Here is a 15437-nt window from a genome sequence, read left to right on the forward strand (position 1 = left end):
AAACGGGATTTCATAGGGGATTAGCCTTAAATTTTTGGGGTTTTAAAAAACGCTTTTTGGCATTCTTTGGTTTTTTAATGTAAAATCATGCCAACGCAAGTAGTAATTTCTAGGTTTCTCTTTTGTTGCGAAAATTTGGAGCATGTTAGGGTCTAATAGTGGGTGGTTATCCCGGAAAGGAGATAACCGACTATGAAATTACTATTAGTGATCATAGTTTTAATGGTCCTCACAACGCCATTATACTAAAATTTTGGCTCTAGCGCAAGCTAGAGTTAAAATCTTACTAGCGTTTTTTTGTATTTTTCTTACATCTCATAAAAATCCCATTATAATACTCAAATGATATGACATGGTAGCGATTCTAGTGTTAAGCGAATTTGGAGCAATTAGTGGTTTCTGATCTAATGGGTTGGGAGATTGCAGTGGGTGGCACTCCGTTAGGAGGTGCTACCATGAAATTCATTTTTGTAGCGATAGTTTTAGTGGTTATCTTAACACTGCCACTTTATTAAAAACAAGCTCTTAAGAGTTCCTAGCTCTTAGGGGCTTAACTATCGCTATAATCATATCATCTTTTGCTTAAACAAACAATACAAAAATCAATTTTATTTTGAATCAGGTTTTAAAAGCCCCGCTTCATACAAAAACACCGAAGGCTTATGCTCTTTCGGTTTGGCGTTTTCCCTCAATTCGTTTTTCGCATAAGAAAGCCATAAATTTTCCTTAGCCCTTGTGATAGCGACATAAAAAAGCCGTCGCTCTTCTTCAATACCCCCACCGGTATTCATGAGCTTGTGGTTAGGGAAACGGCCCTCCATTAAATCTATAATATAGACATCTTTAAATTCTAAGCCTTTAGAAGCATGCACGCTCAACAGATTCACGCCTTCGCCTTGCGTGGCTTCACTAGATCCTATTAAAGTGCCGTTTAAAAAACGCCCTAAATTTTGGTAATTTTTCGCCAAAGAACTCAGCAAGTCCATTTTTTCATTGAAGCGTTTTTGCGCTTGGAGTTTTTTAAACTCGTTGTAAGAGCCGTCCTTATTTTTGGATCGCTCTTTTAAAAGGCGTGTTTTAAAGGTTTGAAAAAACGCGCTTTCTAGAATGTGTTTGATTAAAGCGCTAGGGGAATGAGTAGGGGCTTTGGTATAGAGAATGAAAAAATCGCTTAACATTTTAGCCCCATTGAGTGAGATTTTAGGGTGCATCAACACCGGGTGCGAATGAAACGCCTTATCTATCACGCTATTAAACCTTGAGCTGTTTTCTAAAGCAAAAATTTCTTCAAAAAGCCCCATGGAGGTGATTTCTTTTTTCTTGGTGTAAATTTTGGCTTCTTGATTGGGCTGAATTAAAGCTGATTTGAGATCGCCATTGCCTAAAAGCATTAAGGCTTCATGAATGTCTTTAGCGGTGTTAGAGCCAATATCGCTGATACAGCTTAAAATATGAATCGCTGCCATAATGTCTTTAGGGTTAAATAATAGCGCGCAAATGTCTAACGCTAACGCCACTTCTTTGGATTCAAAAAAACTCGCGCTCCCTTTTCTCTTGCTTGGCACGTTGTGGGATCTTAAAGCGGCTTCTAATTGATCCGCGCTAGCGTTATTCCTAAAAATCACCGCTACTTCTTTAAAATCCTTTCGCATGACAATGCGTTTGGCGATGTCTTGGCATTGCGCGATGTTGTCGTTGTAATTTAAAAGCGTGGGTTTATTGAATTTCCCTGATTTCACCACTTCTAAATTTTTAGGGTAAATGCGCTCATTGTGCTGTATCACTTGATTGGCGAGATCTAAAATCTCTTTAGAAGAGCGGTAGTTTTTAGTGAGCGTGAAAACCTGGGCGTTTTTGTATTTTTGAGTGAAATTAGAAATGATAGAAATATCCGCCCCATTAAAAGCGTAAATGCTCTGATCGTAATCGCCCACGCAAAACAAACTAGGGGGATTGATAGCGTCTAAAATGGATTCTTGTAAGGGGTTAGTGTCTTGAAATTCATCGCAAAGCACTTCTTTATAAGGGCTAGGTCTTTCTAGCATCGCCTTTTTAAATAATAGCAGTAAGTCGTTATAGTCAATGTAATTATGCTTTTTTTTAGTGTTTTCAAATTCGTCTAAAATGTTTTCATAAAAGGCGGCGTATGGTGCGTGTTCAGGGCTTTTATTAGAAAGCCATGCGCTAAAATCTTCTTGTTTTAAAGCGTTAGTGTAAAGCGAATAAAGGGCGTATAAATGCTGCGAAGTGTAGGGCTTTTTATCCTCATCTGTTGCGTTTAGCGCGTTTTTAGTGTCCACGATGCTTTCTAAAAGTTTTCTCAATTCCTTAGGTTGCTTTAGGCTTAAGTTTGGGTAATGCTCTTTTAAATAGCGATACGCTACCGCATGGAAAGTGCCCGCTTCAATTTTGGAGCTTAATTTGGAGTATTTAGCCACCCTAGCGATCATTTCATTACTCGCTTTATTGGTGAAAGTCAAAAGCAAGATTTCTTCAGGCTTGATGCCGTTATTAAGCAGGTGTAAAATGCGCCCCACAATGGTAGAAGTCTTCCCTGTGCCAGCGCTCGCAATGACTAAATTATACCCTTGTAAAGCCGAAGCCGCTTTCAATTGCTCAGGGTTTAATTGCAAAGTTTCTAACAAGTTTTATCCTAAATTTAAAAAGTCTTTAGGCAAAAGAGCGTTTTCTAAAGAGCGCTGCGAAAACAAAAAACGCCCGCCGCACACAAAGCCTAATTCTTGCCAGTTGATAGCGTTGAGTTTGTCGCAGAGGTTTTGCAAATCTAAATTTTGGTCATAAGGGAATAGCGCTAAAATAGAGCCGTCATAATTAGGGCATTGGTGGATGAAAAAAGGGTTTTTTTGGCGCGTTTTGGCGTTGACATAAATGCGTTTTTTAGGGGATATGTGATGCATCCTCCCCCATTTAAACCAATTATTTTCATTGAACTTTTTAATCTTTCTTTGCATCAAGCTGTCTTTATGCTGGAGTAAATAATCATTAGGTTTATTGACAAAAACCATTTTTTCTAAAACATTGGTTCTTTTGGTGATTGAGGTGACAAATTCTAAATTCCCATGCTTTTCATTTTTAAAAATCTTATCGCACCCGCTCACTGCCCCCACTTTAACCTTAAAAACCTCGCTTAATTTTTGCGTGTAAGATTGGTTGAGGAAATACAAAATGCCTTTTTTGCACACAAATTGCAAACCATCGTTGGTGATTCTACTGAAATTGTGCTTACAAAAACGAAAAATCACGCAATTAGGCATGGCGTTTGGGAAAATCTTTTGATCGCCTAATTCAAAAAAATGCGTTATCGTGCCTTCTTTGTAAACCCATTCGTTTAATTTCACGCTAGAAGTGGATTTTAAAAAATCCCTTGGGGTGATGAAAATCAATTCGCCTTGAGGTTTTAAATGCTTGATCGCTTTTTCTATGAAAAACAGGTAGAGATTACTCCTTTCATCAAAAAGGCTGTAATGGAGTTTTTCTTTGGTGCTTGGCGCAATATCCTTGTGCTTGACATAGGGCGGATTACCAATAATGGTGTCAAATTGATTTTCTAAAGGGTAGTCAAAAAAGTCCATGCAAAGGGCATTTTTAGGGCAGATTTTAGGATCGATTTCAATCCCTACAGCCTTTTTTAAGTGCTTTAAAAAACTCCCATCGCCCGCGCTTGGCTCTAAAACACTCCCTTGATTGTGTTTGAGAGTGAGCATGAAATCCACTATATTTTTAGGGGTGAAAACCTGCCCTAAAGTTTTAATATCCCATTTATACAAAAAATTCTCCAAAAAATTCTTTGAATGTTAAATAAATATTAGCTCGTAACTTAACGCTTTTGGCTAAAGCGCTTAAGATGAAGTTTTTACTTTCAATAAAGCTTCTTTGAACGATTTCTCTGTTGTTATCCCACTTGCATTGGAAGGGCAAGTTATTAGGTTGGAGGGTTTGGATGCCTTTTAAGGAATTGATAAAAACGTCTTTAGGATCGTTTTTGTTGATAATCAAAAAATAATAATCTCTATTGGTGTTTGTGCCTAAGTCTTTGTGAAGTTTGTGAAAGTATTTTTCCCATGCGATTTCGTTATTAAATTCCGGCAATAAGCCGCACAACGCATAATAAATCCCTAATTTACCATTAAGATTGTCAGCGGTTTTTGTGGTGGTGGTTTTAATATTGACAGGATAAAAAATCTTATTTTCTTCAAAACTAAAATCCCACCACTCTCTAGCTCTTGGCAGTTGGATAGGAAAATAATCCTTAATGGTATTTAAAATTTCTTCTTCATTGACAGATGAATTTAATCGCCCATCCTGTAAGGGTTGAGACAAGTTATAAGGGTTTGTTTTTAAAAATTCTGCAATTTCGTTAAGCTGTGTGGGTATCATTAAATATCCTTATTAAAAAGGGTATTTTACCACACTCCTTATTTCAGCCTTTTATTTTTTCAAGCTAATGGCTTCTTTAATCATGTCATCGCCCGCACCAAAGGCTCTAGCGTTCATGGAATAGCCTCTTTGCATTAAAATGAGATTGGTTAGGGCGTTCCCGGCATTCACGTTGCTCGTTTCTAAATATTTATGCCTGATTTTCCCAAACTTGAGCTTGCCCTCTTCGTCCCACCCTAAAATGGGGTTACCGCTTAGGGGTCTGTTTTCGCCATTAATGGTGCCTTCTTGCATTTCATAGAGGTTACCGCCGATTTTCCTTAAGCCTTGATCGTTAGTGAAAGCCAAAATACCGATGCGAGCGACCGGCTCTACCACCCCGTTACTAAAGGCTAGAGAAATCACGCCATTTTCTTCAATGCGCATGTCTCTAAAAATGCCCCTAGGCTTGCCGTCTTGACTCGCTTCTAAGAGTTTAGAGTCTTGGTAAGACAAATCGCTAGAATCATGGTTTTCGCTCTTATCTAGTGAATAGGTGAGCTTATTACCCTTAAAATCCAAAGTCATGGGGGCGGATTTCATTTTATGCGTGGCTGAATCAAAGCCGACAATTTCCCAAGTAGGATCATTGATAGGGGTTTTGTTTTTGGGATCTACGATGTAGCTTTTCACTTCCCAAGTTTGGTTTTTCCTTTTACTCGTGGGGCTTGATGTGGGATCGTTGGAATTAGTCATGTAATATTCGCTTTGGAGCAAGTATTTATCCCCGGCCTTATCATAAATATCCACTTCTGTGCTGTAATAAGGGATTTTAATCGCCACTGAATCCCTGCTGATGCCCTTTTTCAATTCCATTCCGTTCGCGTTCAAGCCCAATTTATCCGCAATGCCCCCACTCAAGCTGAAAGTGATAGGTGTTTCGCTAGGATTAGCGATCTCTAATAAAAGGGGGGGGCTTTTGGCGTCTTTTTCGCTTTTGATGAGGTTCAAATCTAGCCCGGTTTTTTCTTTAAGGAGTTTTTGCAAATCGCCTAAAGTTTTGAATTGGTTTTCGCCTTTTTCAGCGTCCCCATAAGTGAAAACAAAATCCTCTTTTTTGCCATTTTCTTTTTGGATACTGATGTTTAATTTACGATTAGTGATCGCGTCTATTGGCTCGTTATCGTCATTCGCTAAGGCGTTAATATCCTGGTTTAAAAAACGCTCTTTAATGATTTCGCCCTTGTCGTTTAAGAAAAAATCTTGCACGCCTTTTAAATGGTCTTTAGGGTTTAAATTCACGCTGATATTCACTTTCGTGCTAAGCACCGGCTGGTAAGTCAAATCCTGGGGGATTTGTAAGGGCGAAAGGGTGTTGCCATGCAATTTTTCAATGTCTTCATCTCTAGCGGTGGAATTGAGCGTGCCGTCCTTGATTTTTTTCAAATCAATGCCATAGACATAATAGCCCTCAGGGGTTACCAAATAGCCGTCAGCGTCTCGCGCGAAATTGCCGGCACGCGTGAGAAAATTATCCTGTTTTTTGCTAAAGCCGTCTTTATTAATGGTCATTTCCCCATTTTTATTGGGCCCTATCACAAACCAGCCCTTGCCTTGATACGCCATGTGGAATTCCCCCTCACTTGGCATGTATTCCCCATCTTTATTAGAAAGGACATTGCCTGAGCCTGTAACGCCGTAATTTCTATCGTTAGCCACAACGGATTTGGCGTTCAAAGCGTCTAAATGCGAAGAAAACAGGGTCTTAAACTCCGGATCATTGGAGCGATAGCCTAAAGTATTGACATTGGCGATATTATTGGAAAGGCTGTCAATACCAAACTGGTGGGTCTTGATCCCGCTATAAGCGTTTAATAAGGTGTCGTTCATGCTGTCTCTTTAGTGGGGGTTTGGGGCTTTTGTTCAGAGATTTTCTGTTCAAGGGCTTTTTGTTCAAGGGGTTTCTGTTCAATGGGTTTTTGAGGCTTCTGATCCGAGAGTTTCTGTTCAATCGGTTTCTGCTCAATGGGTTTTTGATCCGAGATTTTCTGTTCAAGGGCTTTCTGTTCAATGGGTTTTTGATCCGAGATTTTCTGTTCAAGGGCTTTTTGTTCAAGTGGTTTTTGATCTAGCGGTTTTTGATCCGGTTTGTAAAACTCTATCGCGCTGTCTATGGGTAAAATCATTTCGCCCATTCTTAACATGGGCTTGCCTTTATCAAAAACCACGCTTTCCACTTCGCCCCTACCAATGCGCGTTTGCAAATACTGCTTGCTTTGAGAGTCTAAATTGTATTCAGCCTTGATCTTATAATTGCCTTTAGGGACTTTTTCGCCCTTTTCGTTTGTGCCGTCCCATTCAAAATTAATATACCCCTTTTGCCCGTTATAATCTTTTAAAGGAATCGTTTTGACTAATTCATTGTTTTCATTTAAGATTTGAATCGCTGGCACTCCTTTAGAAGCGTCAATTTTTTCATCAAAAAAGAGCGAAAAAGAAAGCTTGTTATTGCCGTCAAAATTCGCCCCGCTCACATCGGTTTCAGCGATTTTGCCTATCATGCTCACAGAGTTAAGGGCCGTTACTTCCCTTAAAGCGTTATTCGCTTTCAAGCTATCGTCCATGCCTTTATTAAGGTTTTCCATGGTGTCTTTTAAAGCGCCTTGAAAATCTTTTAAAGATTCGTTAGTTTCTTTATTGGATTTCATCGCACTGGCGACTTCTTGCATGGTTTTTTTGTTTTCTTCTTGCATTTCCACTTGCGTGAGCTGTGCGGTTTGGGTGATGATTTTATCCGTTTCCATAGGAGCGGTGGGGTCTTGATTTTTCAATTGCTCTAAAAAGAGTTTCATGAAAGCGTTTTTATCCAACCCGTTAGCGATCGTGGGCTGCTCTTTTTTCCTTTCTTGCGCGGCTTTAGCTCCTGTAACTTCTGCTAAATCAATGGCCATGATCTCTTCCTTATTAAAGATGTCTTATTATAGAGCAAACTTGCTTAAAATCACGCATAAAGAGTGATTTGCATGCTCGTTTCTTGGTTTTCATGGTCCGTGTTCTCTTGGTAGCTTTTTAGGGCGTTTTCTTTTAGGGGGGTTAATTCCTGCTCTTTGAATGGCTCTCTTAGTTGCTCTTTGGGTTGCTCTTTAGAAGAATCTTGCGAAAAGCTCAAATCCACCCCTTCAAAACCTAAAGCATTCAAGCTGTTTTTAAGATCTTGCTGGTTGTCCAAAAAGGTTTGCAAGCTGTTATTATGAGAGATCACGCTCACTTTAAGGTTTTTACCCACTTTTTGAATGGTTACTTCAACCTTGCCTAATTCCTTAGGGAATAAATCCATAGAGATCTTGCTCATGGGGGGTTTGTATTCTTGGATTTCTTGCTTTAATTGTTGGGTGAAATGCTTGATCGTCTCTTTAGGGGCAATGATTTTATTGTCGCTTGTCTTATCGCTAGCTTGGGTGTTTTGCGCGCTTTGAGCACCGTTATTAGTTTCTTTAGCTTTTTCTTTATTGTCGCTTATTTCTTGAGTTTTTTCTTCTTTTTCTAAGGGCGTTGGAGCGTTATTATTAGGGGGAGGGTTAGCTCCTATTAAAGGCATTAAAGGGGGCGTTTTAAGAGGGATTTTAGGGGCATTCTCTGGTGCTATACTTGGGGCTGTGGCCTGAGTTTTAGCGTGAATAGGGGTTTTTTCTGACTTTTTTTTAGAAAGCGTTTTATCCCTTTTAATGGCGTTCATTTGTAAAGCTTCTTTTAAAGGGGGCGTTTTTTTTTCGCTATTTTGAGGGTTTGCGTGTTCTTTATTTTGCGATTCTTTTTTTTCTAAAGATTGCAAAACGCTAGAAAGGTTAGCGGTGTTTTTAGCGTCGTTCTTTGCAAGGGTGTGGTTAGTGGGCGTTTGCGTTGTTTTCAAAGTAAGATGATTGCTCGCATTTAAGGGGGTTTTATTTTCTGGGGTCGTGGCCGCTTGAATGTTGCTGGCGTTTAGGTCATGTTTTTGGCTGAGCGTTTGAATGTCTTTAAGGGTTTTTGGCTCTTTAGCGCTATGGGTTGGGGTGGTGGGTTTTTGGGTAGTGTTAGCGTTGTTGGCGTGATTAGGGGTTATAGGGTTTTTACTAGGCAAGTTTGTTTGATGAGCGTTAGAAGCAACTTCGTTAGGCTTTTTTTCATTCTTGTTTAAAGTTTCGTTAGGGGTTTTGGGGTTAGTTTCATTAGCCTCATGGGTTTCATGTTGAGCCTCATGTGGGGCTTTTGTTTTTTGGTGGTTGAGCCAATCTTTTAGGGTAGGGGCTTGTTGGTCTTTAGCGAGGTTTTGAGCGTGTTGGTAGGGTAGGGTAGGGGTTTTTTCAAGCGTTTTAGCGTCTTTAGGCGTGGCTTTTAACGCACTAGGATCTTCTTTAGGGGCGGTTTTGTCTTTAGAGATCTTTTGGTTTAAGATCTTACTGAAATCCTTTGATGCGCTTTTAGGGGCGTTTTTGGTGTCTTTAACTTCGTTTTTCGCTCCGCTATTTAAAGCGTTTGCGTTGGTGTGAATGGGATTAACAGGAGCAGGAGATGGCATGACTATCCTTTAAAACAACTCTTTTATTTTACATGGTGGGAGTCAAGCAAAAAGAGTTCCTTAATATGCGTGATCAAATCTAAAAAATGCTAAAAGCCTTTTTACAAAATCATGGTTTCGTTTAGGTTTAATTAAAATTTGCTACAATTAAATAAAAACGATGATTTTAGGGAGATTGGCATGCAAAGTTTATGGATTTACCCAGAGGATACCGAAGTTTTAGGGGCTGTTTGTAAGAGTCTTTTAAAAGCATTGAAGTCTCGCTATCAAAAAATCGCCTTGTTTTCGCCCATTAATGGGGGGTGTGAGGGCTTTGGGGAGTGTGAGGGCTTGAACTCTTTAGAATTTCATAGCGCCATAGACAAACAAAAGGCTTTAGAGCTTGTAAGCACTGCTCAAGAAGAGTTACTATTTGAAACGATTCTCAAACGCTATGATGAATTACAATCTGTGCATGATTTTGTGATTTGCTTGGGGTATGCGCCGAAGTTTTTCTTAAACGCTCTTTTAGACTTAAACACCACTTTAGCCAAGCATTTAAACGTTCCTATTGTGGCTGTCGCGCAAACGAGTTTGGAATATTTGAAAGCCATGCATTCTCATATTCTCAAAAAAGAAGCCCCTTTCGCTTTAGGGTTATTTGCGGGCGAAATGCTTGAAAAACCACATTTTTTAAGCGCGTCTCTTTGCAAGCAACAATGCGAATTAGAAGCGAGCGTGATTGAAAGCGTGTTGCAAACAAAAAGCAAGATTATTACCCCTTTAGCCTTTCAAATGGGCTTGGAAAAAAAGGCTAAAAGACAGATTAAAAAAGTGGTTTTACCAGAGAGCGAAGATGAAAGGATTTTGAAAGCTGTGCATCGTTTGAACGCTATGGGTGCGGTGGGATTGATTTTATTGGGCGATAAAGAAGCTATTAACTCCCAAGCGAAAAATTTGAACTTGAATTTAGAAAATGTAGAAATCATCGATCCCAACACTTTTAGCTATAAAAAAGAGTTCGCTAATCATTTGTATGAATTGCGAAAATCAAAGGGATTGAGTGAGCAAGAAGCTGAGCAATTAGCGCTAGATAAAACTTATTTTGCGACCATGCTCGTGCATTTAGGCTACGCGCATGCCATGGTTTCTGGGGTCAATCACACCACCGCTGAGACCATTAGACCCGCTTTACAAATCATCAAAACCAAGCCCGGCGTGAGCTTGGTTTCAAGCGTGTTTTTAATGTGTTTGGACACTCAAGCGCTAGTTTTTGGGGATTGCGCGATTATCCCTAACCCTAGCCCTAAAGAATTAGCTGAAATCGCTACCACTTCCGCGCAAACCGCCAAGCAATTCAATATTGTGCCTAAGGTGGCCTTGCTTTCTTATGCGACAGGCAATTCCGCTCAAGGCGAAATGATAGACAAGATCAACGAAGCTTTAACAATCGCGCAAAAATTAGATCCCCAATTAGAAATTGATGGCCCTTTACAATTTGACGCTTCCATAGATAAAGGCGTAGCGAAGAAAAAGATGCCTAACAGCCAAGTGGCCGGGCAAGCTAGCGTTTTTATCTTCCCGGATTTAAACGCCGGAAACATCGCTTATAAAGCGGTGCAACGGAGCACTAAAGCCGTGGCGATAGGGCCTATCTTACAAGGCTTGAACAAGCCCATTAACGATTTGAGTAGGGGCGCTTTAGTGGAAGATATTATCAACACCGTTTTGATTAGTGCCATTCAAGCGCAAGATTAATTGATTAGGAGAAATGATGGAAATTTTAGTTTTGAATCTGGGCAGTTCGTCTATTAAGTTTAAGTTGTTTAACATGAAAGAAAACAAGCCCTTAGCGAGCGGTTTAGCCGAAAAAATCGGCGAAGAAATAGGGCAGTTGAAAATCAAATCGTATTTGCACCATAACGATCAAGAGCTTAAAGAAAAGCTTGTGATTAAAGATCATGCGAGCGGGCTTTTAATGATTCGTGAGAATTTAACAAAAATGGGGATCATCAAAGATTTCAACCAAATTGACGCTATAGGGCATCGTGTGGTTCAAGGGGGGGATAAATTCCATGCCCCGGTTTTAGTGGATGAAAAAGTCATGCAAGAAATTGGCAATCTTTCTATTTTAGCCCCCTTACACAACCCGGCGAATTTAGCCGGTATTGAGTTTGTCCAAAAAGCGCACCCCCATATCCCTCAAATCGCTGTTTTTGACACCGCATTCCATGCCACTATGCCCAGTTACGCTTACATGTATGCGTTGCCTTATGAATTGTATGAAAAGTATCAAATCCGGCGCTATGGTTTCCATGGGACTTCACACCATTATGTGGCCAAAGAAGCGGCGAAGTTTTTGAATATTCCTTATGAGGAATTTAATGCGATTAGTTTGCATTTAGGGAACGGCTCAAGCGCAGCAGCCATTCAAAAGGGTAAAAGCGTGGACACTTCTATGGGGCTAACCCCACTAGAAGGCTTGATTATGGGCACAAGGTGTGGGGATATTGACCCCACTGTGGTGGAATATATCGCGCAATGCGCAAATAAGAGCTTAGAAGAAGTGATGAAAATTTTAAATTATGAAAGCGGCTTGAAAGGCATTTGTGGGGATAATGACGCCAGAAACATAGAAGCCAGAAAAGAAAAAGGCGATAAAGAAGCCAAGCTCGCTTTTGAAATGTGCACTTATCGCATTAAAAAGTATATCGGGGCTTACATGGTAGTCTTAAAAAAAGTAGATGCGATCCTCTTTACAGGGGGATTAGGGGAAAACTACTCGGCTTTAAGAGAGAGCATGTGCGAAGGCTTAGAAAATTTAGGGATCGCTTTACACAAGCCCACCAACGACAATCCGGGAAGTGGGTTGGTGAATTTAAGCCAGCCTGATGCTAAAGTCCAGGTTTTAAGAATCCCTACTGATGAAGAGCTAGAAATCGCTTTACAAGCCAAAGAAATGGTAGAAAAAATAAAGGTTGTTTAATGAGAGTAATTAATTTTTTAGAGGGAGTTCATTTTGAAAAACTCCACATTGAAGTGCTGAATGAAAATTCTTCCAATAAAGAAATCCGCATTTGCATGCCTAAAGGAGCGATCATGGACAAACACAAGGCCCCGGGAGCGATCAGCGTGCAGGTTTTAGAGGGAAAAATCATTTTTGAAGTGGGAGATGAAAAAATAGAAATGCCAAAAGGGGCGTTAATCAGCCTAGAAGCCCAAGTTTCGCATCGTTTGGACGCTTTAGAAAATAGCGTTATAAGATTGTCTTTAAGTAAAAAATAAGGAAAATAAAATGATGAAAGCCGTTTTTATCAATGTTTGGTATTTGCTTTTAACCATCATTTTATTAATCATCATATGGAGGATCATTAGGTTAGTTTTAAAGAATAAAGACGACAGCAATGATAAGGTAGGATAGGCGGATTTTTTGATCTAAAAAATCAGCCAAGCAAGAATAAACGACTATAAAAGAAGTTGTTAAATCATAGCCGTTTAATTAAGCGCGCTACGATACGAAAATTTTAAAAGAAAGGAAAAACATGAGCGAACAACGAAAAGAATCTTTACAAAATAACCCTAATTTGAGTAAAAAAGATGTCAAAATCGTAGAAAAGATTTTGAGCAAGAACGACATTAAAGCCGCTGAAATGAAAGAGCGTTACCTCAAAGAAGGGCTGTATGTGTTAAACTTCATGAGTTCTCCCGGTAGCGGTAAAACCACGATGCTAGAAAATCTAGCGGATTTTAAAGACTTCAAGTTTTGCGTGGTAGAGGGCGATTTGCAAACCAACCGAGATGCGGACAGATTGCGTAAAAAAGGCGTGAGCGCGCATCAGATCACCACCGGCGAAGCGTGCCATTTGGAAGCGAGCATGATTGAGGGGGCGTTTGATTTATTAAAAGATGAGGGAGCGTTAGAAAAAAGCGATTTTTTAATCATTGAAAACGTGGGGAATTTGGTTTGCCCTTCAAGCTATAATCTAGGAGCGGCGATGAATATCGTTTTACTCTCTGTCCCAGAGGGCGATGATAAGGTGCTAAAATACCCTACGATGTTCATGTGCGCGGATGCGGTGGTTATCAGTAAAGCGGATATGATTGAGGTGTTTAATTTTAGGGTTTCTCAAGTCAAAGAAGACATGCAAAAATTAAAGCCTGAAGCGCCTATTTTTTTAATGAGCTCCAAAGACCCTAAAAGCTTGGAAGATTTTAAAAATTTCCTTTTAGAAAAAAAGCGTGAAAATTACCAATCCACGCATTCGTTTTAATGTGTTTAGCGATCCCCTCTAAAGTCATAGCCATTAAGGACAATGTGGCGGTTTTGGAGACTTTGGGCGTTCAAAGAGAAGCGAGTTTGGATTTAATGGGCGAGTCCGTTAAAGTGGGCGATTATGTGTTGTTACACATCGGCTATGTGATGAGTAAGATTGATGAAAAAGAAGCCCTAGAATCCATTGAGCTTTATCAAGAAATGATCGCCAAAATGAACGAAACGCAATAATAACAATGAGCGTTGATCATCTCATTTCGCCCTTTAGAGACAAGCGAATTATTTTAGCGCTCTCTAATGAAATCAAAAAACTCGCTTCCAAACTCACAAAAAAATTAGTCGTCATGGAAGTGTGCGGAGGGCATACGCATTCCATCATGAAATACGGGCTTTTAGATTTGATGCCTAACAATTTAGAGTTTGCGCATGGGCCAGGGTGTCCGGTGTGTGTGATGCCAAGAGCGCGCCTTGATGAAGCTTATGAACTCGCCACAATCAAAGACAGCATTGTTTTGAGTTTAGGGGATATGATGAGAGTCCCCGGGAGCTATGGGAGTTTGATACAAGCCAGAGAAAAGGGGCTAGATGCACGCTTTTTGTATTCGCCCATGCAAGCTTTAGAAGTCGCTAAAGAAAACCCGCATAAAAAAGTCATTTATATTGCGATCGGTTTTGAAACCACCACGCCGATGACGGCTAGCGTTTTACTTAATACTAAAAAAGAAAAAATTAACAACCTTTTTTTCCACATCAACCACATTCTAGTGCCTCCAAGCGTGAGCGCGATTTTAAAAGATCCAGCATGCCAAATTAACGCCCTTTTAGCCCCTAGCCATGTGAGCGTGATCAGCGGCGCTCAAATCTACGCTCCTTTAGTGGATCGCTTTAAAATCCCTATTATTGTGAGCGGTTTTGAGCCGGTGGATATATTAGAAAGCGTGCTGATGCTTATCAAACAAGCCCTAAACAAAGAAGCCAAGCTAGAAATCCAATACAAAAGAGCGGTGAGTTTTGAGGGGAATGTGAAAGCGCAAGAATTAGTGAATGCATGCATGGAAGTGAGAGAAAATTTTGAATGGAGAGGGTTAGGGAATATCAAACATTCCGCTCTCAAACTCAAAGAAACATTCGCTTCTTATGACGCTGAAAAAGTCTTTAAAGAACACTTAAGCCACAAAACCTCTAAAGAAAACAAGGCATGCAAGTGCGGGGAGATTTTAAAAGGCATTGCTAAGCCCCTAGATTGCTCACTATTTGCCAAAACTTGCACCCCACAAAACCCGATCGGCAGTTGCATGGTCAGCTCTGAGGGGGCTTGCGCGGCGTATTATCGTTACAAGCGTGTTTGAGTTTGAGAAATTGCTTTTTAGTGAAATCGCTCAAACCTTCGCAATTGACATCCACGCTTTTAGGGGGTTTTTCTTTTTTTCCAACCGGTTTTTGATAAGCCCTTTTTTTCACGCTCGCTTGGATAGTTTTAAAATCAAAAGGGTAATCCAAGGCTTTTAGGGTTTTTTGCGTTTCTGTAAAATGGGCTTTCAGGTGGTTGGTGTAATGATCTTCTTCCATTTTAAAGGCTTTCAAATAGCTAGGGTGCGTGAAATAGATTTTTAAGATTTGGTGTTCTATTTTAGCGTATCTAAACCCTTTTTTTAAATCCCCCAAAGCTTGAGAAACATAGCGCTTGATCGCTTCTCTTCGCTTGAGTTGGAGTTTTAAATTTTTTAACGCAGAGGCTTGAGCGATTTTTTTAAACAGCAAAAAGGTTTCTTTCTTTTTGAGATAGCGTTTATAAATGAGGGGGTCAAATCCATTTTCCATGATGAAATTATAGCGTTTTAGCTTGACTTTTTTAAAAAGCTTTTGTATAATGCTTCTTTTATTTATCATTGTTTGTTGGGGTGTCGCCAAGCGGTAAGGCACCAGGTTTTGGTCCTGGCATTCCGAGGTTCGAATCCTTGCACCCCAGCCATTTTTTTCCTTTATTAGCGTGTCGCGGAGTAGAGCAGTCCGGTAGCTCGTTGGGCTCATAACCCAAAGGTCAGTGGTTCAAATCCATTCTCCGCAACCAATCCCTTTTTTTAAATTTAACTCTGTTTAATAGAATTTATAGAATTTAAAAAATGCTTTAGCATTTTTAAGATAAATAATAAAAGAGCTTGCATCAAGCAAGCGATAACTTTACTAAAAAAGCGGTCTTGGGGGGTTAGGGGGATTTTAAGGGGGTTAAGGGGGTATTATCGCAAAATA

General features: G+C 39.9%; 14 protein-coding genes and 2 tRNA genes. 9 read left to right on the plus strand and 7 right to left on the minus strand.

Annotated elements, in window-relative coordinates:
• Window positions 1-608 precede the first annotated feature (608 nt).
• From CXY28_RS06285 to fliK, 6 genes are read right to left on the minus strand one after another with little or no spacing between them, the layout of a single operon-like run.
• A complete protein-coding gene (locus CXY28_RS06285) occupies window positions 609-2645 on the minus strand; it encodes an ATP-dependent helicase (protein ID WP_100972362.1) in 2037 nt (678 codons plus the stop codon).
• Window positions 2646-2648: 3 nt separating this feature from the next.
• Window positions 2649-3800 (minus strand): Eco57I restriction-modification methylase domain-containing protein, encoded by a 1152-nt coding sequence (locus CXY28_RS06290; RefSeq protein WP_198542630.1) that lies wholly within the window; start codon window positions 3798-3800, stop codon window positions 2649-2651.
• The gene (locus CXY28_RS06295; protein ID WP_050825766.1) at window positions 3781-4398 is read right to left on the minus strand and encodes a hypothetical protein; all 618 of its coding nucleotides are present in this window, start codon (window positions 4396-4398) and stop codon (window positions 3781-3783) included. The genes CXY28_RS06290 and CXY28_RS06295 overlap by 20 nt, the downstream gene beginning before the upstream one ends.
• Window positions 4399-4449: 51 nt before the next feature.
• A complete protein-coding gene (locus CXY28_RS06300) occupies window positions 4450-6267 on the minus strand; it encodes a flagellar hook protein FlgE (RefSeq protein WP_033596255.1) in 1818 nt (605 codons plus the stop codon).
• Complete coding sequence (flgD, locus tag CXY28_RS06305) at window positions 6264-7328, minus strand: flagellar hook assembly protein FlgD (RefSeq protein WP_100980029.1); 1065 nt, start codon at window positions 7326-7328, stop codon at window positions 6264-6266. The genes CXY28_RS06300 and flgD overlap by 4 nt, the downstream gene beginning before the upstream one ends.
• A 50-nt stretch (window positions 7329-7378) precedes the next feature.
• Window positions 7379-8935 carry a flagellar hook-length control protein FliK gene (gene fliK, locus CXY28_RS06310; RefSeq protein WP_100980031.1) on the minus strand — a complete coding sequence of 519 codons (1557 nt, stop codon included), beginning with the start codon at window positions 8933-8935 and terminating at the stop codon, window positions 7379-7381.
• A gap of 180 nt (window positions 8936-9115) precedes the next feature.
• Here fliK and pta point away from each other — a divergent pair, with 180 nt between their 5' ends.
• The 7 genes from pta to hypD all read left to right on the plus strand — a co-directional run bounded on the left by pta (window position 9116) and on the right by hypD (window position 14536).
• The gene (gene pta / locus CXY28_RS06315; protein ID WP_100980032.1) at window positions 9116-10672 is read left to right on the plus strand and encodes a phosphate acetyltransferase; all 1557 of its coding nucleotides are present in this window, start codon (window positions 9116-9118) and stop codon (window positions 10670-10672) included.
• Window positions 10673-10688: 16 nt separating this feature from the next.
• Window positions 10689-11900, plus strand: coding sequence for an acetate kinase (locus CXY28_RS06320; RefSeq protein ID WP_100980034.1), 1212 nt, complete (start codon window positions 10689-10691; stop codon window positions 11898-11900).
• Complete coding sequence (locus tag CXY28_RS06325) at window positions 11900-12199, plus strand: cupin domain-containing protein (protein WP_050825774.1); 300 nt, start codon at window positions 11900-11902, stop codon at window positions 12197-12199. Before CXY28_RS06320 ends, CXY28_RS06325 begins: the two co-directional genes overlap by 1 nt.
• A 10-nt stretch (window positions 12200-12209) precedes the next feature.
• Window positions 12210-12335 (plus strand): hypothetical protein, encoded by a 126-nt coding sequence (locus CXY28_RS08905; protein ID WP_000973857.1) that lies wholly within the window; start codon window positions 12210-12212, stop codon window positions 12333-12335.
• Window positions 12336-12456: 121 nt separating this feature from the next.
• A complete protein-coding gene (gene hypB / locus CXY28_RS06335) occupies window positions 12457-13185 on the plus strand; it encodes a hydrogenase nickel incorporation protein HypB (RefSeq protein WP_000003593.1) in 729 nt (242 codons plus the stop codon).
• Entirely contained in the window at window positions 13185-13418 is a 234-nt protein-coding gene (locus tag CXY28_RS06340; protein ID WP_039082944.1) for a HypC/HybG/HupF family hydrogenase formation chaperone, read from the plus strand. Before hypB ends, CXY28_RS06340 begins: the two co-directional genes overlap by 1 nt.
• A gap of 5 nt (window positions 13419-13423) precedes the next feature.
• On the plus strand, window positions 13424-14536 hold the full coding sequence (hypD, locus tag CXY28_RS06345; RefSeq protein WP_100980036.1) for a hydrogenase formation protein HypD: 1113 nt from the start codon (window positions 13424-13426) through the stop codon (window positions 14534-14536).
• Here the strand turns inward: hypD and CXY28_RS06350 are convergent.
• The gene (locus CXY28_RS06350) at window positions 14487-15110 is read right to left on the minus strand and encodes a helicase DnaB modulator (RefSeq protein WP_100980038.1); all 624 of its coding nucleotides are present in this window, start codon (window positions 15108-15110) and stop codon (window positions 14487-14489) included. The two genes, hypD and CXY28_RS06350, sit on opposite strands and share 50 nt — an antisense overlap.
• Between CXY28_RS06350 and CXY28_RS06355 the strand changes: the two genes are divergently transcribed.
• Together CXY28_RS06355 and CXY28_RS06360 are read left to right on the plus strand one after the other, a co-directional pair.
• A tRNA-Gln gene (locus CXY28_RS06355) sits at window positions 15085-15159 on the plus strand. The two genes, CXY28_RS06350 and CXY28_RS06355, sit on opposite strands and share 26 nt — an antisense overlap.
• Before the next feature lie 22 nt (window positions 15160-15181).
• Window positions 15182-15258: transfer RNA gene (locus CXY28_RS06360), tRNA-Met, on the plus strand.
• The last annotated feature ends 179 nt before the right edge of the window (window positions 15259-15437 follow it).

The organism is Helicobacter pylori (assembly GCF_002832345.1).
In the GTDB taxonomy this organism is placed as follows: domain Bacteria; phylum Campylobacterota; class Campylobacteria; order Campylobacterales; family Helicobacteraceae; genus Helicobacter; species Helicobacter pylori_CP.

Bases quoted from the DNA above. Each gene is read 5' to 3' on its own strand.
- CXY28_RS08905 (WP_000973857.1), top strand. From the start codon at position 12,210: ATGATGAAAGCCGTTTTTATCAATGTTTGGTATTTGCTTTTAACCATC.
- CXY28_RS06340 (WP_039082944.1), top strand. From the start codon at position 13,185: ATGTGTTTAGCGATCCCCTCTAAAGTCATAGCCATTAAGGACAATGTG.
- CXY28_RS06320 (WP_100980034.1), top strand. From the start codon at position 10,689: ATGGAAATTTTAGTTTTGAATCTGGGCAGTTCGTCTATTAAGTTTAAG.
- flgD (WP_100980029.1), bottom strand. From the start codon at position 7,328: ATGGCCATTGATTTAGCAGAAGTTACAGGAGCTAAAGCCGCGCAAGAA.
- CXY28_RS06295 (WP_050825766.1), bottom strand. From the start codon at position 4,398: ATGATACCCACACAGCTTAACGAAATTGCAGAATTTTTAAAAACAAAC.
- hypD (WP_100980036.1), top strand. From the start codon at position 13,424: ATGAGCGTTGATCATCTCATTTCGCCCTTTAGAGACAAGCGAATTATT.
- fliK (WP_100980031.1), bottom strand. From the start codon at position 8,935: ATGCCATCTCCTGCTCCTGTTAATCCCATTCACACCAACGCAAACGCT.
- CXY28_RS06300 (WP_033596255.1), bottom strand. From the start codon at position 6,267: ATGAACGACACCTTATTAAACGCTTATAGCGGGATCAAGACCCACCAG.
- CXY28_RS06325 (WP_050825774.1), top strand. From the start codon at position 11,900: ATGAGAGTAATTAATTTTTTAGAGGGAGTTCATTTTGAAAAACTCCAC.
- pta (WP_100980032.1), top strand. From the start codon at position 9,116: ATGCAAAGTTTATGGATTTACCCAGAGGATACCGAAGTTTTAGGGGCT.
- hypB (WP_000003593.1), top strand. From the start codon at position 12,457: ATGAGCGAACAACGAAAAGAATCTTTACAAAATAACCCTAATTTGAGT.